General features: G+C 64.4%; 16 protein-coding genes and 2 tRNA genes. 10 read left to right on the top strand and 8 right to left on the bottom strand.

What is annotated here, in order from left to right; translation table 11 throughout:
• The first annotated feature begins 1 nt into the window (after position 1).
• A complete protein-coding gene (gene gatB, locus KEC45_RS11665) occupies positions 2-1,468 on the top strand; it encodes an Asp-tRNA(Asn)/Glu-tRNA(Gln) amidotransferase subunit GatB (protein ID WP_062179202.1) in 1,467 nt (488 codons plus the stop codon).
• A gap of 2 nt (positions 1,469-1,470) precedes the next feature.
• Positions 1,471-2,811, top strand: a complete 1,341-nt coding sequence (locus KEC45_RS11660) for an amidohydrolase family protein (protein WP_062179206.1) — start codon at positions 1,471-1,473, stop codon at positions 2,809-2,811.
• On the opposite strand, the gene KEC45_RS11655 is transcribed toward KEC45_RS11660, so the two are convergent.
• The 3 genes from KEC45_RS11655 to KEC45_RS11645 all read right to left on the bottom strand — a co-directional run bounded on the left by KEC45_RS11655 (position 2,808) and on the right by KEC45_RS11645 (position 5,662).
• Positions 2,808-3,575, bottom strand: a complete 768-nt coding sequence (locus KEC45_RS11655) for a hypothetical protein (RefSeq protein WP_062179209.1) — start codon at positions 3,573-3,575, stop codon at positions 2,808-2,810. The genes KEC45_RS11660 and KEC45_RS11655 overlap by 4 nt on opposite strands.
• 53 nt (positions 3,576-3,628) lie before the next feature.
• On the bottom strand, positions 3,629-5,311 hold the full coding sequence (locus KEC45_RS11650; protein WP_062179212.1) for an amidohydrolase: 1,683 nt from the start codon (positions 5,309-5,311) through the stop codon (positions 3,629-3,631).
• Between the two features lie 153 nt (positions 5,312-5,464).
• Positions 5,465-5,662, bottom strand: coding sequence for a hypothetical protein (locus KEC45_RS11645; RefSeq protein WP_062179215.1), 198 nt, complete (start codon positions 5,660-5,662; stop codon positions 5,465-5,467).
• A gap of 191 nt (positions 5,663-5,853) precedes the next feature.
• On the opposite strand from KEC45_RS11645, the gene KEC45_RS11640 reads away from it, so the two are divergent.
• Both KEC45_RS11640 and tig read left to right on the top strand, forming a co-directional pair.
• A tRNA-Leu gene (locus KEC45_RS11640) sits at positions 5,854-5,938 on the top strand.
• 87 nt (positions 5,939-6,025) lie between these two features.
• Complete coding sequence (gene tig, locus KEC45_RS11635; protein ID WP_062179217.1) at positions 6,026-7,633, top strand: trigger factor; 1,608 nt, start codon at positions 6,026-6,028, stop codon at positions 7,631-7,633.
• An 87-nt stretch (positions 7,634-7,720) separates the two neighbouring features.
• Here tig and KEC45_RS11630 read toward each other — a convergent pair whose 3' ends face one another.
• The 4 genes from KEC45_RS11630 to KEC45_RS11615 all read right to left on the bottom strand — a co-directional run bounded on the left by KEC45_RS11630 (position 7,721) and on the right by KEC45_RS11615 (position 10,314).
• On the bottom strand, positions 7,721-8,605 hold the full coding sequence (locus KEC45_RS11630) for a carbon-nitrogen hydrolase family protein (protein ID WP_202966787.1): 885 nt from the start codon (positions 8,603-8,605) through the stop codon (positions 7,721-7,723).
• Positions 8,602-9,189: a GNAT family N-acetyltransferase gene (locus tag KEC45_RS11625; RefSeq protein ID WP_062179220.1), complete on the bottom strand. Its 588-nt coding sequence runs from the start codon at positions 9,187-9,189 to the stop codon at positions 8,602-8,604. Before KEC45_RS11625 ends, KEC45_RS11630 begins: the two co-directional genes overlap by 4 nt.
• Positions 9,186-9,584, bottom strand: a complete 399-nt coding sequence (locus KEC45_RS11620; protein ID WP_062183719.1) for a ketosteroid isomerase-related protein — start codon at positions 9,582-9,584, stop codon at positions 9,186-9,188. The genes KEC45_RS11625 and KEC45_RS11620 overlap by 4 nt, the downstream gene beginning before the upstream one ends.
• A 112-nt stretch (positions 9,585-9,696) precedes the next feature.
• Complete coding sequence (locus KEC45_RS11615) at positions 9,697-10,314, bottom strand: DNA-3-methyladenine glycosylase (protein ID WP_062179223.1); 618 nt, start codon at positions 10,312-10,314, stop codon at positions 9,697-9,699.
• A gap of 101 nt (positions 10,315-10,415) precedes the next feature.
• Here KEC45_RS11615 and KEC45_RS11610 point away from each other — a divergent pair, with 101 nt between their 5' ends.
• On the top strand, positions 10,416-10,733 hold the full coding sequence (locus tag KEC45_RS11610; protein ID WP_062179227.1) for a 2Fe-2S iron-sulfur cluster-binding protein: 318 nt from the start codon (positions 10,416-10,418) through the stop codon (positions 10,731-10,733).
• A gap of 3 nt (positions 10,734-10,736) precedes the next feature.
• Here KEC45_RS11610 and rlmB read toward each other — a convergent pair whose 3' ends face one another.
• Positions 10,737-11,504, bottom strand: a complete 768-nt coding sequence (gene rlmB / locus KEC45_RS11605) for a 23S rRNA (guanosine(2251)-2'-O)-methyltransferase RlmB (protein ID WP_062179230.1) — start codon at positions 11,502-11,504, stop codon at positions 10,737-10,739.
• 81 nt (positions 11,505-11,585) lie between these two features.
• On the opposite strand from rlmB, the gene KEC45_RS11600 reads away from it, so the two are divergent.
• From KEC45_RS11600 to KEC45_RS11580, 5 genes are all read left to right on the top strand, one after another.
• Positions 11,586-11,671, top strand: a tRNA-Tyr gene (locus tag KEC45_RS11600).
• A gap of 198 nt (positions 11,672-11,869) precedes the next feature.
• Positions 11,870-13,096, top strand: a complete 1,227-nt coding sequence (locus tag KEC45_RS11595; protein WP_252171070.1) for a site-specific integrase — start codon at positions 11,870-11,872, stop codon at positions 13,094-13,096.
• 198 nt (positions 13,097-13,294) lie between these two features.
• Complete coding sequence (locus KEC45_RS11590) at positions 13,295-15,421, top strand: ParB/RepB/Spo0J family partition protein (RefSeq protein ID WP_252171069.1); 2,127 nt, start codon at positions 13,295-13,297, stop codon at positions 15,419-15,421.
• A gap of 150 nt (positions 15,422-15,571) precedes the next feature.
• On the top strand, positions 15,572-16,063 hold the full coding sequence (locus KEC45_RS11585; protein WP_054729079.1) for a hypothetical protein: 492 nt from the start codon (positions 15,572-15,574) through the stop codon (positions 16,061-16,063).
• Positions 16,056-16,565: a hypothetical protein gene (locus KEC45_RS11580; RefSeq protein ID WP_252171068.1), complete on the top strand. Its 510-nt coding sequence runs from the start codon at positions 16,056-16,058 to the stop codon at positions 16,563-16,565. The genes KEC45_RS11585 and KEC45_RS11580 overlap by 8 nt, the downstream gene beginning before the upstream one ends.
• Positions 16,566-16,578 lie beyond the last annotated feature (13 nt).

The following is a 16,578-nucleotide window of genomic DNA, read 5'->3' as shown; positions in this document are numbered from 1 at the left end:
GATGAGCGATTATCGCATCAAGGGCGAAACCGGCGAGTGGGAGGTCGTGATCGGCCTAGAGGTCCATGCGCAGGTCACCTCCAACGCCAAGCTGTTCTCTGGCGCCGCTACGGCGTTCGGGGCGGAACCCAATACGCAGGTGTCGCTGGTCGACGCCGCGATGCCCGGCATGCTGCCGGTGCCGAACCGTGAGTGCATCCGCCAGGCGGTGCGCACGGGCATGGCGATCGAGGCACAGATCAACAAATGGTCGCGGTTCGACCGCAAGAATTATTTCTATGCCGATCTGCCGCAGGGTTACCAGATTTCACAGCTTTATCATCCGCTTGTCGGCGAAGGCTCGCTGATGATCGAGGAAGATGAGAAGGCGGGCATTCCGGAGCCCAAGCGCATCGGGATCGAGCGAATCCATGTCGAGCAGGACGCGGGCAAGCTGATGCACGACCAGCATCCAACGATGTCCTACGTCGACCTCAACCGTTCGGGTGTCGCGCTGATGGAGATCGTCTCGCGCCCCGACATGCGCTCGCCGGCCGAAGCGGGGGCCTATGTGCGCAAGCTGCGTTCGATCCTGCGCTATGTCGGATCGTGCGACGGCAATATGGAAGAAGGCTCGATGCGCGCCGACGTGAACGTGTCGGTCCGCAAGCCGGGCGATGAGTTCGGGACGCGCACCGAGACGAAGAATGTCAATTCGGTGCGCTTCGTCATGGCGGTGATCGAGGGCGAGGCGAAGCGTCAGGTCGAACTGATCGAAGGCGGCGGCACGGTGGTGCAGGAAACGCGGCTTTACGACCCCGACCGCAACGAGACGCGTTCGATGCGGTCGAAGGAAGATGCGCATGATTACCGCTATTTCCCCGATCCCGACCTGCTGCCGCTTGAGCTGGACGATGCATTCCTCGACGAATGCCGAGCGAGCCTGCCCGAGCTGCCCGACGCCAAGCGTACGCGTTATCTGAGCGAAGGCATTTCGGCCTATAACGCCGACGTGCTGACCGCCGAGGTCGAGGCGGCGCGCTGGTTCGACACGCTGCTCGAAGCGGGCGTGAAGCCCGTGGCGGCGGCAAATTGGGTGACGAGCGAATTGTTCGGCGCCCTCAACCGTTTGGGCCGCGACATTTCGGACTCGCCGGTTTCGCCCGAGCATGCCGCCGAACTGCTTGGCCTTGTCGCTGATGGTACGATTTCGGGCACGATCGCCAAGCAGGTGTTCGAGAAGATGCTGGAAAGCGGTGACGCCGCAGGCGTGATCGTCGAGCGCGACGGCCTGAAGCAGACGAGCGACACCGGCGCGATCGAGGCTGAAATCGCCAAAATCCTGGCCGCCAATGCCGACAAGGTCGAGCAGTATAAGGGCGGCAAAGAGGCGTTGTTCGGCTTCTTCGTCGGCCAGACGATGAAGGCAATGCAGGGCAAGGCGAACCCGCAGGTCGTGAACGAGCTTCTGAAGAAGGCGCTGGGCTGAGGATGCGCGCGGCTCTTCGCGCGCTCCTGACCTTCTGGCTGCTAATCGCCTGCGCGGGGCTCGCGCGGGCGGAGACGATTGTCTTTACCGACGTCAACGTCGTGCCGATGGACCGCGAACGCGTGATCCCGCGGACGACGGTGATCGTCACCGACGGCGTGATCGCGAGCATCGGGATCATGGCGAAGCTGCCCGCCGGAACGCCGGTGGTGGACGGCAAGGGCGCCTGGCTGGTGCCCGGGCTTGCCGACATGCACAATCATGTGACGAGCCGCGACGATCTGTCGCTGCTGCTCGCCAATGGCGTGACGACGATGCTAAACATGGGCGAGGCGACCAACGCGTTTGCCGGGCGGACGCGGATCGCGGTGAACAAGGGCGAGGTGCCGGGGCCGCAGATATTTACCGCGCTCGCGGTCGATGGCGACCCGCAATATGGGCATCTGGTGATCAAGACGCCGACCGATGCGCGCGCGATCGTCGGGATTGCCAAGTCGAACGGCTATAGCTTCTTGAAAGTCTATACCAATTTGTCGGCCGAGGCGTTTGCAGCACTGGCAAAGGAAGCCAAGGCGCAGGGCATCGGAATCGTCGGGCATAATGTCGCCGCGGTCGGTCTGGCGAAGCAGCTTTCGGCAGGGCAGGCGATGGTCGCGCATGTCGAGGAGTTTTTTTACGGCTTCTTTCCCCAGCCGCCCGCCGACGACCAGCAGGCACCGCCCGCCGATGCGCGGATCGCCGATGCGATCGCCTTGGTGAAGGCGCGCGGGACGTTCGTGACGTCCGACCTCTTCACCTATCGCACGATCGCGGCGCAATTCGGCAAGCCTGAGGTGGTGAAGGCGTATCTCGCCGCGCCCGAGGCGCGCTATCTGTCGCCGGGCGACCGTATCGATTGGGCCCGGTCGGGTTATCAGAAAAAGACGGTCGACCTGTCCAGACGAGTGGCGTTCGAGGGGCGTTTCGTGAAGGCGATGGCCAACGCGGGCGTGCCGCTGATCGCCGGGGGCGATGCGCCGTCGATTCCCGGACTGGTGCCGGGGTTCGCGCTGCATGACGAGATCGACGCGATGCTGACGGCGGGGCTGACACCGTGGCAGGCGCTGTCGGCGGCGACGCGCACGCCCGGCGAGTTTATCGCGAAGACGGTGCCGGGTGCCGCGAAGTTCGGCGTGATCGCGCCGGGCTATCGCGCCGCCCTGTTGCTGGTGGCGGAGAACCCGCTCGAAAAGCCCGCGACCTTACGGGCGCCGCTGGGGGTGATGGCGGGCGGGCGTTGGTATGATGCGCCGGCGCTGAAAGCGATGCTCGACAGCGTCGCGGCGGCGCGCGCCGCCCCCTAGAAGCGCCGCTGCCCGGCGGCCCAGTCGCCAGCGTCGCACTGGCCCGAGAAATTGGTGATCGCGTCGATCGTGATGCGGCCCGAACGGCGATCGACCGTCAGTTTCGGCTTGTTCAGCCCGTTGATCCGATAGCTGGCGGTGATGCGGTCGGCAGTGACGACCAGATTGTCGAGATCCCACCAGCCATGATCGTCGCCGCTATGTATCGGCGCGACGAGCTTTGGGCCCAGATGGATGCGGCCCTGATCGCCGTAAAGTTCGATCTGGACGTCGCTGTTGAAGCCCTGCGCGCTGTTGCCGACCTCGTTGCTCCATTCCCACTTATGGTTCCACGGGTTCCATTTATAGGTCGGCTTGGTGGTGACGGTCGGGCGGGTGCCCGCGCCATAGCAAACAAGGACAAGCGAGCCGGGATCGGCGTAACCGGATTCTGCCGGGCGGTCATAGGAATGCTGTTCCGTCGGATAGGCGTCACGTGCCGGGCCATTGTCGCAATTTTCGGTGGGCACGGAGATCAGCGCGCCATAGCGGCCGTCGACCGTGGAGACCGAGAGGCAGCGGCCAAGGCGCTGGTTCCACCAGAAGCTATATCTTTGTTCGCCGACGGTGGTGGAGCGGCGCGAAACATAACCCCGCGCGAGCAGTTGCGTTTCGTCGCCTGCCGCGCGAGCGCCGGCGAGGTCTGCGACATCGGCCGCCGGTTGGGCGAAGGCCGGCGCGGGGAGCGCGGCGGTGAAGAGGAGAAGAGCGAAACCATGACGCATGACGAAGACTCCTGTTGCTGCCGAGATAACCCCGCCAATGTGATGATATCGTGTCAGAAGTTTGCGCGCCAGACGCTGCGGCCTTCCTTGATCGTTTCGCGGACCTGGATGTCCTTGATCCCGTCGACCGGCGTTGTCAGCGGATTGCGGTCGAGAATGACGAAATCGGCGAGCAGGCCGGGCTTGATGCGGCCCTTGCGATCTTCCTCGAACGCCTGCCAAGCGGGGCCGGTGGTGAGCGCCTGTAGTGCCTGATAGGCGGTAAGGCGTTCGCTGGGGCCGCTCACGACGCCGGTGGGCGAGGTGCGTGCCATCGAGGTCCAGAGCATGAAACGCGTGTCGAGCGGGGTGACGCTGTAGTCACTGTGGTTCGAAGGTATCAGGCCCGCGGCGCGGGCCGAGCGAAAGGGGCTGATGAAATCGACGACTTCCGCGGGGAAGTTGGTGCGGTGGACATCGGCCCAATACCATGTGTGGTTCGAGAAATAGGCGGGGCCGACGCCGATCCGTTTATAGGCGGCGAGTTGGTCGCGGCGCTGGAATTGCGAATGGATGACGATCGGGCGGCGGTCGTCCGCCGCCTTGATCCCGAGCGCGTCGAAGCCCTTGATCGCCATGTCGATCGCGGCGTCGCCATTGGCGTGGACGAACAGTTGCCAACCGCGGTCATGGACTTTCCTTGCCTGCGCGATGAACTCGGCTTCGGAGAGGACGGGTTCGCCGTGCCAGGGGTGATGCCCTTCGGGGCTGCCGCGCTTGTAGTCGCGGGTGAAAAATCCGGTGCGCGACTGCACCGACCCGTCGAGGACGAATTTGATCCCCTGTAGTTTGACATGGCCCTGGTAGCTGCCGAATTTAAGCTCGGGCTGGGCGAGCAGGCCGTCGAGCCCGGTCGAGAAGGGGAGCAAAGCAAGGTCGATCTTGAGCCTTTCGCGTGCGGCCGCAGAGGTGAGGAACGCGACGTCGGGGGGCAGGGTCGCGCCGTCCTGCGCATGCGTATAGCCCTCGGCAAAATAGGCATTCTGTGCCGCGTCGAGGGCGGCAAGCTTTTGCTCCGCCGTCGGCTGCGGCATCTTGGCGAGCATCAGGAACATCGCCTTTTCGAGGAGGACGCCGTTGAGCTTGCCGGCGTCGTCGCGCAGGATCATGCCGCCGGGCGGGACGGGCGTGCTTTCGTCGATCCCGGCGGCTTTCAGCGCCGCGCTGTTCGCGACGGCGCCGTGAAGCGAGACGTGGAGCACGACGAGCGGGCGGTCGGGCGCCAGCGCGTCGAGTTCGGCGCGCGTGATGTAGCGTTTTTCGGCGAGCGTCTCGTGATCGAACTGCCACACGGTGGCCCAGCGGCCGGGGGCGGCTGGGGTGCGGGCGAGATGATTGCGGATCGCTGCCGAAACGCCAGCGATGTCAGGAATCGGGCCCAGCGATTTGTCGCGGAGGTCCAGACCGCCCGCGCTCATCGTGGCGACGGTGAAGTGCGAATGGGCATCGATGAAGCCGGGGAGCAGGGTTGCGCCCTTGAGATCGCGGATCGCCGCGTCTTTACCCGCGGCTTTGCGCGCCTGTTTCTCCGGGCCGGCGAAGGTAATGCGGTCGCCGGTGGTGACGACCGCCTCGACTGTCTGCGGCGCGTCGCCATCCATCGTGATAATGGGGCCGCCGCGGTAAAGAGTTGTCTCTTGCGCCATGGCGGCTGTGGTGGTTGCCAAGAGCAGCGCGATGGCGGCGGCGATTTTCATATTTCTCTCCCCTGCGGCACATCGTGGCGATTTCGGCGGGGTGAGGTCAAGTCTGCATATGCAACCCATCGTCATTGCGAGCGTAGCGAAGCAATCCAGTGCGGTTGGCGCCTGCTGTGGATTGCTTCGCTACGCTCGCAATGACGGATAAGGTCAAATCTCTTGCGGTGGGACTTCGTCGGGCCCGCGGCCGGGTTGGTCGATGTCGCCGCCGCCGGGGCGGCCGGGGATTTCGGTCGGCTGGCCGGCCGGGTCCTCGACCGGGGTCGGCTGCACCGGCTGTTCGGGCGGCGCTTGAGGTTCGATCGTGTCGGGCTTCGGCTTGGGAAGCGGGTCGGCTGCGTTGGTCATTGTCACTCTCCTTGAGTTAACCAACGAACGGGCGCGGTGCATGTTCCGCCAGCGGGTACCAAGCATGTTCCGCCAGCGGAACGGGGCGGCTTTCCGCCCTTGCCCTCGGCGACGCGTCTGCTATAGCCCCGCGCGGCCCGCACGGGCGTGCGCGGCAGCGCGCGACTTCGTGCACCCGGCCAAAAGCACCTGCGGGCGTGGCGGAATTGGTAGACGCGCTGGTTTTAGGTACCAGTATCGCAAGATGTGGGGGTTCGAGTCCCTTCGCCCGCACCAATCTGCAATGCAGGCCGGGATTACAGGGAACTCCGCCGCGCTGGCGGGGTTCGATACGAGATTTTGAGCAAGGATAAGACCAAGGCAATGAAGACCGTCGAAACGCTGAACGAAGGCCTGAAGCGCGAATATCGCGTGACCATCACCGCCAAGGATATCGACGCGCGCGTCGACGACGAGGTGAAGAGCATCGCCCCGACCGTCCGCATGCCCGGCTTTCGCCCCGGCAAGGTTCCGCCGAACCTGATCCGCAAGATGCACGGCCCGGCGCTGTCGGCCGACGCGCTGAACAAGGCGATCGACGCCGGCGTGCGCGACCTGATGACGAAGGAAAAGCTTCGCCCCGCGCTGCAGCCCGCCGTGTCGCTCGACGAAGGCTATGAAGCCGGCAAGGACGCCGAACTGACCGTCAGCCTCGAAGTGCTGCCGGAAATCAAGGCGCCGTCGATCGAAGGCCTGAAGCTCGAACGCCTGACAGTTCCCGCCGACGACAAGGCCGTGATGGCCAAGATCGAGGAATTCGCCGCGCAGATGAAGCGCTTCGAAGAAGCGCCGAAGACCAAGAAGGCCGCCCAGGGCGACCAGGTTATCATCGACTTCGCCGGCAGCGTCGACGGCGTCGCCTTCGACGGCGGCACGGGTGAGGACATGGCGGTCGAAATCGGTTCGGGCCAGCTCATCCCGGGCTTTGAAGACCAGCTCGTTGGCGTCAAGGTCGGCGACGAAAAGGTGCTGAAGGTGACGTTCCCGGACGAATATCCGGTCGCGGACCTCAAGGGCCAGCCCGCCGAATTCGCCGTGACGGTCAAGGAAGTGAAGGTTCCGGCGGCGTCGAAGATCGACGACGAATTCGCGAAGACGCTCGGCCTTGAAAGTCTCGACAAGCTGAAAGAGCTGATGAAGGATCAGGTCGAGCAGGAACTGAACGGCCTGACGCGCACCTATATGAAGCGTAAGCTGCTCGACCAGCTCGCAGCCAGCCACGATTTCGACGTGCCGCCGACGATGGTCGAGGCCGAGTTCAACCAGATCTGGCAGCAGCTCGAGCATGAAGCGAGCCACGAGGAAGATCCCGAAGCGGCGAAGGCCGAACTCGAGAACGACCGCGACGATTATCGCTCGATCGCGGTCCGCCGCGTCCGCCTTGGCCTGCTCCTGTCGGAAATCGGTCAGGCGCACGGCGTGCAGGTCTCGCAGCAGGAAATGCAGCGCCTCGTCATGCAGGCGGCGCAGCAATATCGCCCCGAAGATCGTCAGCGCTTCGTCGAATATGTCCAGCAGGACGCGCTCGCCGCAGCGCAGATCCGCGCCCCGCTGTATGAAGACAAGGTCGTCGACTTCCTGTTCGAAAAGGCCGAGATCAGCGACCGCGAAGTGACGCGCGAAGAGATCGAAGCCGCGATCGAAGCCGATGACGACGGCCATGTCCATGGCCCGGGTTGCGGCCACGACCATGATCACGACCACAAGCCCGCCAAAAAGGCCGCCGCAAAGAAGCCGGCTGCCAAGAAGGACGCGGTGAAGGAAGAGGCCAAGGCCGAGGAAGCTCCCGCCAAGAAGGCGCCGGCCAAGAAGGCTGAAGCCAAGGCGGAAGAAAAGCCGGCTGCGGCGAAGAAGGCTGCTCCGGCGAAGGCCGCCGAAGACAAGCCCGCCGAAAAGAAGGCTCCGGCCAAGAAGGCAGCCGCCAAGAAATAAGCCCACTTCAGGGCTGAAACAAAAGGCCGGGCGGAGCGATCCACCCGGCCTTTTTGTTTTCCATCGCGGGGGGCGACTGTGGGGCCGTTAGCGAATCTGAAGCATTAGGGGCGGAGCTTGCGGCTGCTCGCTCCAATGTGCTGGCCCACGCACCGCGCCATTGCGCCGCAACTCGGCCAGCGCCTCAAGGTCGATGTCGGCATAGGTCCAGCCGGGCGCGTCGAGTTCGCCGAGCGCGATGATGCCGTCGGCGGGCATGCCAAGGTCGGGCGGCGCAAAGACGCCCGCCGCCCCGACGTTGATGTCGACCACCGCCGACCAGGGGGCGGCGCCGACCGTCGGCGACTGGATGGTGAAGCATTGCGTTTCGAGAGCGCGCGCCATCGCGCCGACGCGGACACGCCAATAGCCAGCGAGGCTGTCGGTGCAGCTCGGGATCAGCAGAATGTCGGCGCCTGCGGCCGAGAGCGCCTGCGCGGCCGCAGGAAACTCACAATCGTAACAGATGATCACGCCGACCTTTGCAATGCCGAGATCGAACAGCGTCACTTGCGGCTCGCCGGGGGCGATTGTCCAGTGGGTGCGTTCCCACATCGTCAGGATCAGCTTGTCCTGAAAGCCCGCGCCGCCCTCCGGCCCGAAGAGGCGCGCGCGATTGACGATCAGGCCGCGCTCGTCGCGTTCGACCATCGACCCGGCGAGGATGTGGACGCCGTGGCGCTGCGCGAGAAAGGCGTGGAGACGCGCGGTCTCGTCCGCCATGGCGGCAAGCGGCGCGACCTGCGCTGCGGCATCGAGCGCGACCGCGGGATCGAGCAGCGACGCGAGCTCCATATTGCCATATTCGGGGAAGACGAGCAGGCGCGCGCCATTGCCCGCCGCTTCGGTCACCCAGGCTTCGAGCTTGGCGGCATAGCTTGCCCAGTCGGGGTGCCGATCGATCGGCCAGGCGGCGCTTGCGACGCGGATCATAGCGTGCGGGTCCAATATTGGAGACTGTGCGCGCGTTCGGCATCCTCGCCGACGCATTTCCAGTCGAAGGACGCGATGACCCCGGCGAGCGGAGCATAGCCGCGCGCGTGCCAGAAACTGTCGAGGGGGCGATAATCGGCGGGGCGGACGGGGTGATCGTCGGCGCGGATCACGCTGCAGAAGACGGCGTGCGAGGCGCCGCGTGCGCGCGCCTGCGCTTCGCGATGGTCGAAGAAGGCGTGGCCGATGCCCCGACCGCGATGGCTGGCGAGCAGCACCGATTCGCCGAAATAGAAGGTGCGCGCGACGTCGAAACCGGCGGCGGCGAGCGGCGATTGCCACGCCGCGTCCTGCGTGGCGAGCGGCGCAGCGGTGGCGGCGCCGACAATGTCGTCGCCATCGCGCGCGACGACGATCACCGCGCCGTCGGCCGCCGCGAAGGTGGCGAGATAGCCGGACTCATAGGCGGCATCGCCATCGTAGAGATAGGGAAAGTCGCGGAAAACGGTGGTGCGCAGGCGGGCGAGGGCGGGGATGACCTCCGCCAACCCGCTGCCCGTTACCGGCGCGACGGTTACGGTCATGCGCCGACCTGCTTCAGCCAGTCCTGCAGATTGTAATAGGTCGTCACCCGGTCGATCAGCCCGGCGTTATTTACCGAGAGGAAAGCGCCGCCGGGGAGGCGATAGGTCTGGCCATTGGCTTCGGGAAGGCCCTCGTCGGTCGCGAGATAGGTGCCGTTGACGACAAACTCGGCGGCGGCGCGATTGCCCTCGGCAAAGATCACCATGTCGGTTAGCTGCTCGCGGTAGCAGCGCGTCATATGCGCGTTGAACTCGGCGAACAGCGCCTTGCCGTGCCGCGGTTCGCCCTGGTTGACGTCATGCCGCATATCGTCGGCGACGAGCGCAAGCATGGCGTCGGTGTCGCCCGCGTTGAACGCGGCGTAATAGGCGGTGACGATATCGCGGGTGGTCATTTCTGCGTCCTTCAAGTGCGTCATTGCGAGCGTAGCGAAGCAATCCAGCGCGGTTTACCTAACTCTGGATTGCTTCGCTACGCCCGCAATGACGCGGAGGGAGGGCTGATCCTCAGATCACATCCATATTGTAACAGTGCCAACTGAAGATCGCAGCCGCGCCGCGGTGCGGGCGCCACGCCTCCGCCAGTTCGCGCGCCTGCTTCTCGCCGGGGCGCGCGCCAAGTTGGAGGATGCGGCCGACGGCTTCCTGCACCGCGAGATCGCCCGCGGGCCAGATGTCAGGGCGCCCTTCGGCAAAGAGGAGGTAGATTTCGGCCGACCAGCGGCCGATTCCCTTGACTTTGGTGAGCAGCGCGATCGCTTCCTCGTCGTCGGCAGGGAGGGCGTCGAATTTCAGTTCGCCGTCGAGGATCAACTGCGCAAGGCTTTTGGCATAACCCTGTTTCTGGCCCGACAACCCGCACGCGCGCAGTGTGTCGAAGTCGGCGGCGGCAACCGTTTCCGCCGGGCAACCCTCGCCAAACTGCGCCTCCAGCTTGTTCCAGATCGAGTTCGCCGCGGCGACGCTTACCTGCTGGCCAACGATGGTGCGGAGCAATGTGGTGTAGCCGGGGGCGCGGATGCGCGGCTCGGGATAGCCGGCATTGCCGAGCGCGCGTGCGAAATTGGCATCGCGCGCGGCAAGCGCGTCGATTCCCGCGTTCAGCTGCTGCTGGCTGAGCCCCATCGCATATTCTCCTTTTGTTCCGGAGGCTATCACTAGCAACGCTTGATTTGCCGCGCAACGCGCGACATAGCGCCAGCAACAAGAAACCTATGGGGACTAGCATGGCCAAGCTGATTGTCGTGACGCGTGACGGGACCGAGCATGAGATCGAGGGCGACACCAGCCTGACGGTCATGGAAAATATCCGCGACGCCGGCTTTGACGAACTGCTCGCGCTGTGCGGCGGTTGCTGTTCGTGCGCGACGTGCCATGTCCATGTCGAGGCGGGCGACAGCGCCGCGATGCCCGCGATGAGCGAAGACGAGAACGATCTGCTCGATTCGACGACCGACCGCGACGACAGTTCGCGCCTGTCGTGCCAGATTCCGTTCAGCGATGCGCTCGACGGCCTCCGCGTGCGGATCGCCGCCGAGGATTGAGCCTTACTGGCCGGCCGTCGCGACCGCGTAGAGCGCGATCGCCGCGGCGTTCGAGATGTTGAGGCTCTCCATCCGCGGCGAGATGGGGAGCTTGGCCAGCACGTCGCAATGTTCCATGACATTGTGGCGCATGCCGTCGCCTTCGGACCCCAGCACCAGCGCGACCTTGCTGCCGTCGAGCGTCTCGCCCAGCGTGGTTTCGGTGTCGCCCATCAGCCCGATGCGCCAATATTGCGCCTCGGCGATTTCTTCGAGCGCGCGCGACAGATTGACGACGCGCACCCATGGCACGGTTTCGAGCGCGCCCGATGCCGAACGCGCGATGACGCCGCTTTCGGGCGGGCTGTGGCGATCCTGCGTGATGATCGCGGCAGCATCGAACGCCGCCGCCGAGCGCAGCACGGCCCCGATATTGTGCGGATCGGTGACCTGATCGAGGATGATCAGCGGACGCTTGCTGTCCGTATCGCTTTCTTCCTGCAGAAGGTCGCTGAGATAGATGTCCTCGAGCGGGTCGACCTCGACCACCAGTCCCTGATGCGGCGCATCGCGCGCGACGAGTCGCGCCAGGTCGGTGACGTCGGCGTAGCTGATCGGAATCACCGGCGGCAGGTCGAGCTGGCCCAGCGCCTCACGGGTGCCCCAGATGCGTTTTACGGTGCGTTCAGGGTTGGCGAGCGCGGCCAATACGGCGTGGCGGCCCCAGAAACGAATGGCTTGTCCGCGCTGATTTTGACCGGCCGGACGACGATGACGAGAAAATTGACGCATGATGGCGCGCCTTTCCCATGACTGGCATTGACAGGCAAGCCTCGTTTCGCCATTGGGCCACTTCCCAAAGCGGGCCCCAATGGACAGGTGGCCGAGTGGTTAAAGGCAGCAGACTGTAAATCTGCCCGGGTTTCCGTACGCTGGTTCGAATCCAGCCCTGTCCACCACCCTCCCATCCGAGGGTGTCCGCCGAACCCCCTAGAAATCCCAGAAAACCTAGCGTATCATCCACGCATCGTCCGCATGCGTCCGGGGCAATTTGCCTGCAGCCGGAGCGTAGTGTGGGGGAAGTGTGGGGGAAGATTGTCTTTCCCCCACACTCGTGTTCCCCAGAATGTGGGGAGAAAGTGTGGGGGAAGATTCCCATGGGCAAACTCACGGCGGTTGCAGTCAAGGCCGCTCTCGCGAATCCGGGCACGTACCAGGATGGTGACGGCTTGTTTTTGAAGGTCGACAAGCGGGGAGGGGCGTCCTGGACCCTTCGCCTGCAGCGCGACGGCAAGCGTCAGGACATCGGGCTTGGCAGTGCGAAGTTGTTCACTTTGGCGCAGGTCCGCGAGAAGGCCGGCGAGCTTCGCAAGGCGGTCAAGGTCGACCGGCGCGACATATTGGCTGAGCGGAAGGACGAGACATCTGCCAAGGTGACGTTTCGCGAGGCGGCGAGGCAATATCACGCCGAGAACGAGGCGGGATGGAAGAGCGAGATCTACGCCCGCCAATGGCTTTCCAGCCTTGAGAATTATGCCTTCCCTAAACTGGGCGACGAGCAGACCGGTGCGATTGTCGCGGCTGACATCATAAACGTGCTCACGCCGATCTGGCAGGACATACCCGAGACCGCCCGTCAGGTGCGCAACCGGATCTGCACCGTGCTTGATTATGCGCATGCAAAGGGCTGGCGTTCACGCGAGGCTCCCTCAGGTAATAGCAGCCTGAAAGCGGGGCGTGGCTTGCCGCGGCAACTCAAGAAGACCGAGAATCGCAAGGCTATGCCATATGCGGCTTTGCCCGGTTTCATCACTGCACTGCAGCGAAAGCCATCCTACAGCAGGCTTGCCCTGGAACTACTCATCCTGACCGGTGCGCGCAGCCAGGAGGTGCGTCTGGCGACCTGGGACGAACTCGACATTGAAGCGCGGCTATGGACTGTGCCCGCCGATCATATGAAGCGTGGCAAGTCGCATATCGTGCCGCTGTCCGATGCCGCGCTGGAAGTGATTGCAAAAGCGCATGCTTTCAGGCTCCCGGACACAGACGTGATTTTCCCCGGTGCGAGTGGGAAGAATATGTCCGATATGACGCTGCTCAAAGTCCTTCGTGACATGGCTGAGCCTTTTCATGTCCACGGCTTCCGGTCGACATTCACCGATTGGGCGGCGAACGAGGGTTTCCCCGATGCCGTTGTGGAAGCGGCGCTTGCGCACAAGACGCCGGATGCAGTGCAGGCCGCTTACCGTCGGACGACCTACCTCGGGACCGCGGAAAAGCCTGGCGAGCGTGTCAGGCTCATGGGTGCGTGGGGCAGTTATTGCCTCGGCCGCAAAGTTGTTGAGGACGACGGGGAACAGACAGGAGGCGGAGACGCGGAGTAGACGAGCCGTTTTCCCTATCAAGCATCGAAACGTGGTTATCATCGCGGGCCAAAAAGCACTTCGCATCCTTGTTGTGAACGGTAGCTCACTTCCCTGCCTCCCCCCAACCGCGCGGGTGAGAGCAAGAGGGAAGGGGCGCTTCGCGACGGTTCGAAGGCCGAGAGAGAGTCTCTTGGTCGGCCGTCGCGGAGATAAGTCATGGCTTCCAAGCAAAAAATCACGCTCGATCAACCGCAGGCCATCCCGCTTGACCGGTTGAGGCTTTCGGACGCAAATGTTCGGCGGATCAAGCCCGGCCAGTCAGTTGCCGAACTGGCCGACAGCATCGCACGGCGCGGGTTGCTGCATAACCTGAATGTCCGCCCGATCCTCGATAGCGAAGGCAACCCTACCGGTGACTTTGAGGTGCCGGCGGGCGGGCGACGCTACCGCGCTCTCCAACTGCTGGTGAAGCAGAAGCGGCTCGCCAACAATGCGCCGATCCCGTGCAGGATACGGGCTGCGAACGACGATATCCTGGCCGAAGAGGACAGTCTCGCCGAGAATTCAGAGCGCGTAAGTCTGCACCCGCTCGACCAGTTTCGCGGCATGCAGGCGCTCGCCGCCAAGGGGAATGCCGTCGAGGACATTGCGGCACATTTTTTCGTGACACCGGCGGTGGTCAGGCAGCGCCTCAAGCTGGCGAGCGTCTCGCCAAAGCTGCTCGACATCTATGGTGACGACGGCATGTCGCTCGAGACCCTGATGGCCTTCACGGTGACGGACGATGAAGAGCGCCAGATTCAGGTCTGGGAGATGGTCGAGCACGACTTCCAGCCGTCCGCTTCGTTCATCCGCCAGAGGCTGACCGAGAACAGCGTCCGCGTATCCGACAAGCGTGTCCGCTTCGCCGGGCTCGACGCCTATGTCGAGGCGGGTGGCAGTGTCGTTCGCGACCTGTTCGAAGTCGATCACGGCGGCTGGCTCACCGACGTCGGCCTGCTCGACCGGCTCGTCGCCGAGAAGTTCGAAGCCGAAGCGGCGCGGATCGGCGAGGAAGGCTGGAAATGGATCGACGCCGCGATCGAGCATGTCTTCAATCCGGGGCGCGGCATGCGCGTCCTTGCCGGCGACGAAGTGCCGATGAGCGCAGAGGAGGAGAAGCTCGGCGCGGACCTCGAAGCGGAGGGCGAAGCGCTGAGCAACGAATGGAGCGATGCGGACGAGGTTCCCGACGAGGTCCACACCCGGCTCGAGGAGATCGACGCCGAGATCAGCCGCATCAACGACCGCCCGATCGTCTTCGATGCCGCCGAGATCGCCATCGCCGGCGCGTTCGTCTCGATCGGGATCGACGGGAGGCTGAGCGTCGAGCGCGGCTATGTGAAGCCGGAGGATGAACCCGAAGCCGAGCCGGAGGAGGGCGATCAGGGCACGGGCGAGGGCGCGAACGACGCAGGCGGCGGCGACGGCAGTTCCAAGTCCGCGCCTTCGGCTCCCGGCCAATCTGCGGCCGAGCCCGAGGACGATGAAGGTGCCTTGAAGCCGATGTCAGAGCGCCTCGTGTCCGACCTCACGGCGTGGAGAACGCTCGCGCTACAGGACGCCTTCGCGAAGTGCCCGGAGACGGCCTATATCGCTGTGCTCCATGCGTTCGTCCTGTCCTGCTTTTACGGTTACAGCCGCGAAAGCTGTCTGCAGACGTCGATCAACTCGGTCCATTTTTCCAACGCTCCGGCAGGTCTGCGTCACTGCGCCCCGGGGCAGGCGATCGCGGAACGCATCGACGAATGGCGTGGTCGCCTGCCGAAAAGCGACAAGGAGGTCTGGGACTGGCTGCTTGAACTCGGCGACGAGGACCGCGCGAGCCTTCTTGCGCATTGCGCCTCGCTCGGCGTCAATGCACAGGCGGAGATCGTCCGGGGCTATGACGGCCGCGTCTCGGCGCACGGGATCGCCCGGCGGCTGGCGCACAGCCATGTGCTCGCGCGGGCCGTGGGGCTGGATGTCGTGGAGGCCGGCTGGCGCCCGACCGCCGACGGCTATCTGAGCAGCGTTCCGAAGCTGCGGATTCTTGCCGACGTTGCCGAGGCACGCGGCGAGAATTTTGCCGGAATGATCGACCATTTGAAGAAGGGCGACATGGCACGCGAGGCCGAGCGCCTGCTCGAAGACGCTGGCTGGCTCCCCGAGCCGATGCGGACGCCCGAACTCGAGAGCGCTGCCATCCCGGCGCCGGAGGCAACGGCGCCGGCCAACGACGAGGCGGATGGCGAGCTTCCCGCCTTTCTCGCGGAGGAAGGAGGTGAGGATGCGGGCGATCCCGAAGCGATCGGCGCCGAATGAATCTCCGCCGCGCATAGCGGCACCTGCGAACTTCCACCTCGAAAGCCCGGCCATCGCGCCGGGCTTTCGCTTTTTCACGGAGATTGAAGATGCGAAATGAAATTCAAGCAAACGCGCCGGCGATGCCGGTCCTCGTCGCGGGAGGTCATCATGGCTGACCGCGTCTCTATATCGTTCAAGCTCGGCGGCCATCTCACGCCCGAGACCTGGCTCGCACTCGCGGCGGTCATCGCGGGCGAGAGCCTTTCCATCGAATGGGACGGCCCCGCCTTCGAGTCTTCGCACCGTACCGTCGGCGAACCGCTCGAACTGTTTGCGAACGAAGTCGCCTGGGGAAAGGTCGAGCCGCTCGAAACCTTCTGCCAGGATCATGGACTGCCTTACCGATTCTGGGCGGGCGGATTCTTCGCCGAATGGAGCGCAGAGCGGATCGTCTTCCGCGGCGAAGGCACGCCCGACAGCTTCATCGTCGACGAATCCGATCGCGTCCTGATCGATCGGCACGAAGTGGTCCGGCGCGGCAGCGTCGAGGGCATTCTCGGCTATTTCGACGAGGCCGAGTTCACCGTGCCGCCTCTCGTCATCGAAGGCGATCCCGACATACCCGCCGAGGCGGACGGGCAGGAGACGGCGCATGGCTGACTATCATTCGCCAACGATCGTGCGCCCGGATATCCCGCGCGCCGCGATGACCTTGCTCGAGCATCGTCTCCTGATCGGGATGTTCAGCCACGAGGGAGGCGAGGACGAAGTCTATTTCTTCGCGGAGGACTATGTGAACGACCTTCTCCATCTCGACCTTGCCGAGGTGCATCAGCTGCTCGAGGTCGATCCCTTCCCAGACAGCTATGCCGTCACGGCGATCCGGGATCACCTGCGCAAGCTCGATCCGGCGGAGGGCGAGCTGGCCCTCGACATGTCGGTGATCGGCTATGAGGGCATCTTCCAGGACATCGTCAAACGCTGCGATGCGCTCGATGATGTGGAGGTCGTTGCTGCCTGGACCTGCACCAAGATGCGGCCCGACGGCTTCGGCGGGATGGCGACGCTGATCACCGCCGATGCGATCAAGACGATGTCGACCGCTTCATTCCTCGACGAGGTTCGGAACCGACTGCGGCCCGAGGAGCTGGCCAACGCCTGACCCGTCCATCGTC

The organism is Sphingopyxis sp. USTB-05 (assembly GCF_023822045.1).
In the GTDB taxonomy this organism is placed as follows: Bacteria; Pseudomonadota; Alphaproteobacteria; order Sphingomonadales; family Sphingomonadaceae; genus Sphingopyxis.
Note: the sequence above shows the minus strand (reverse complement) of the source record. Positions and strands in the feature narration are given on the sequence as shown.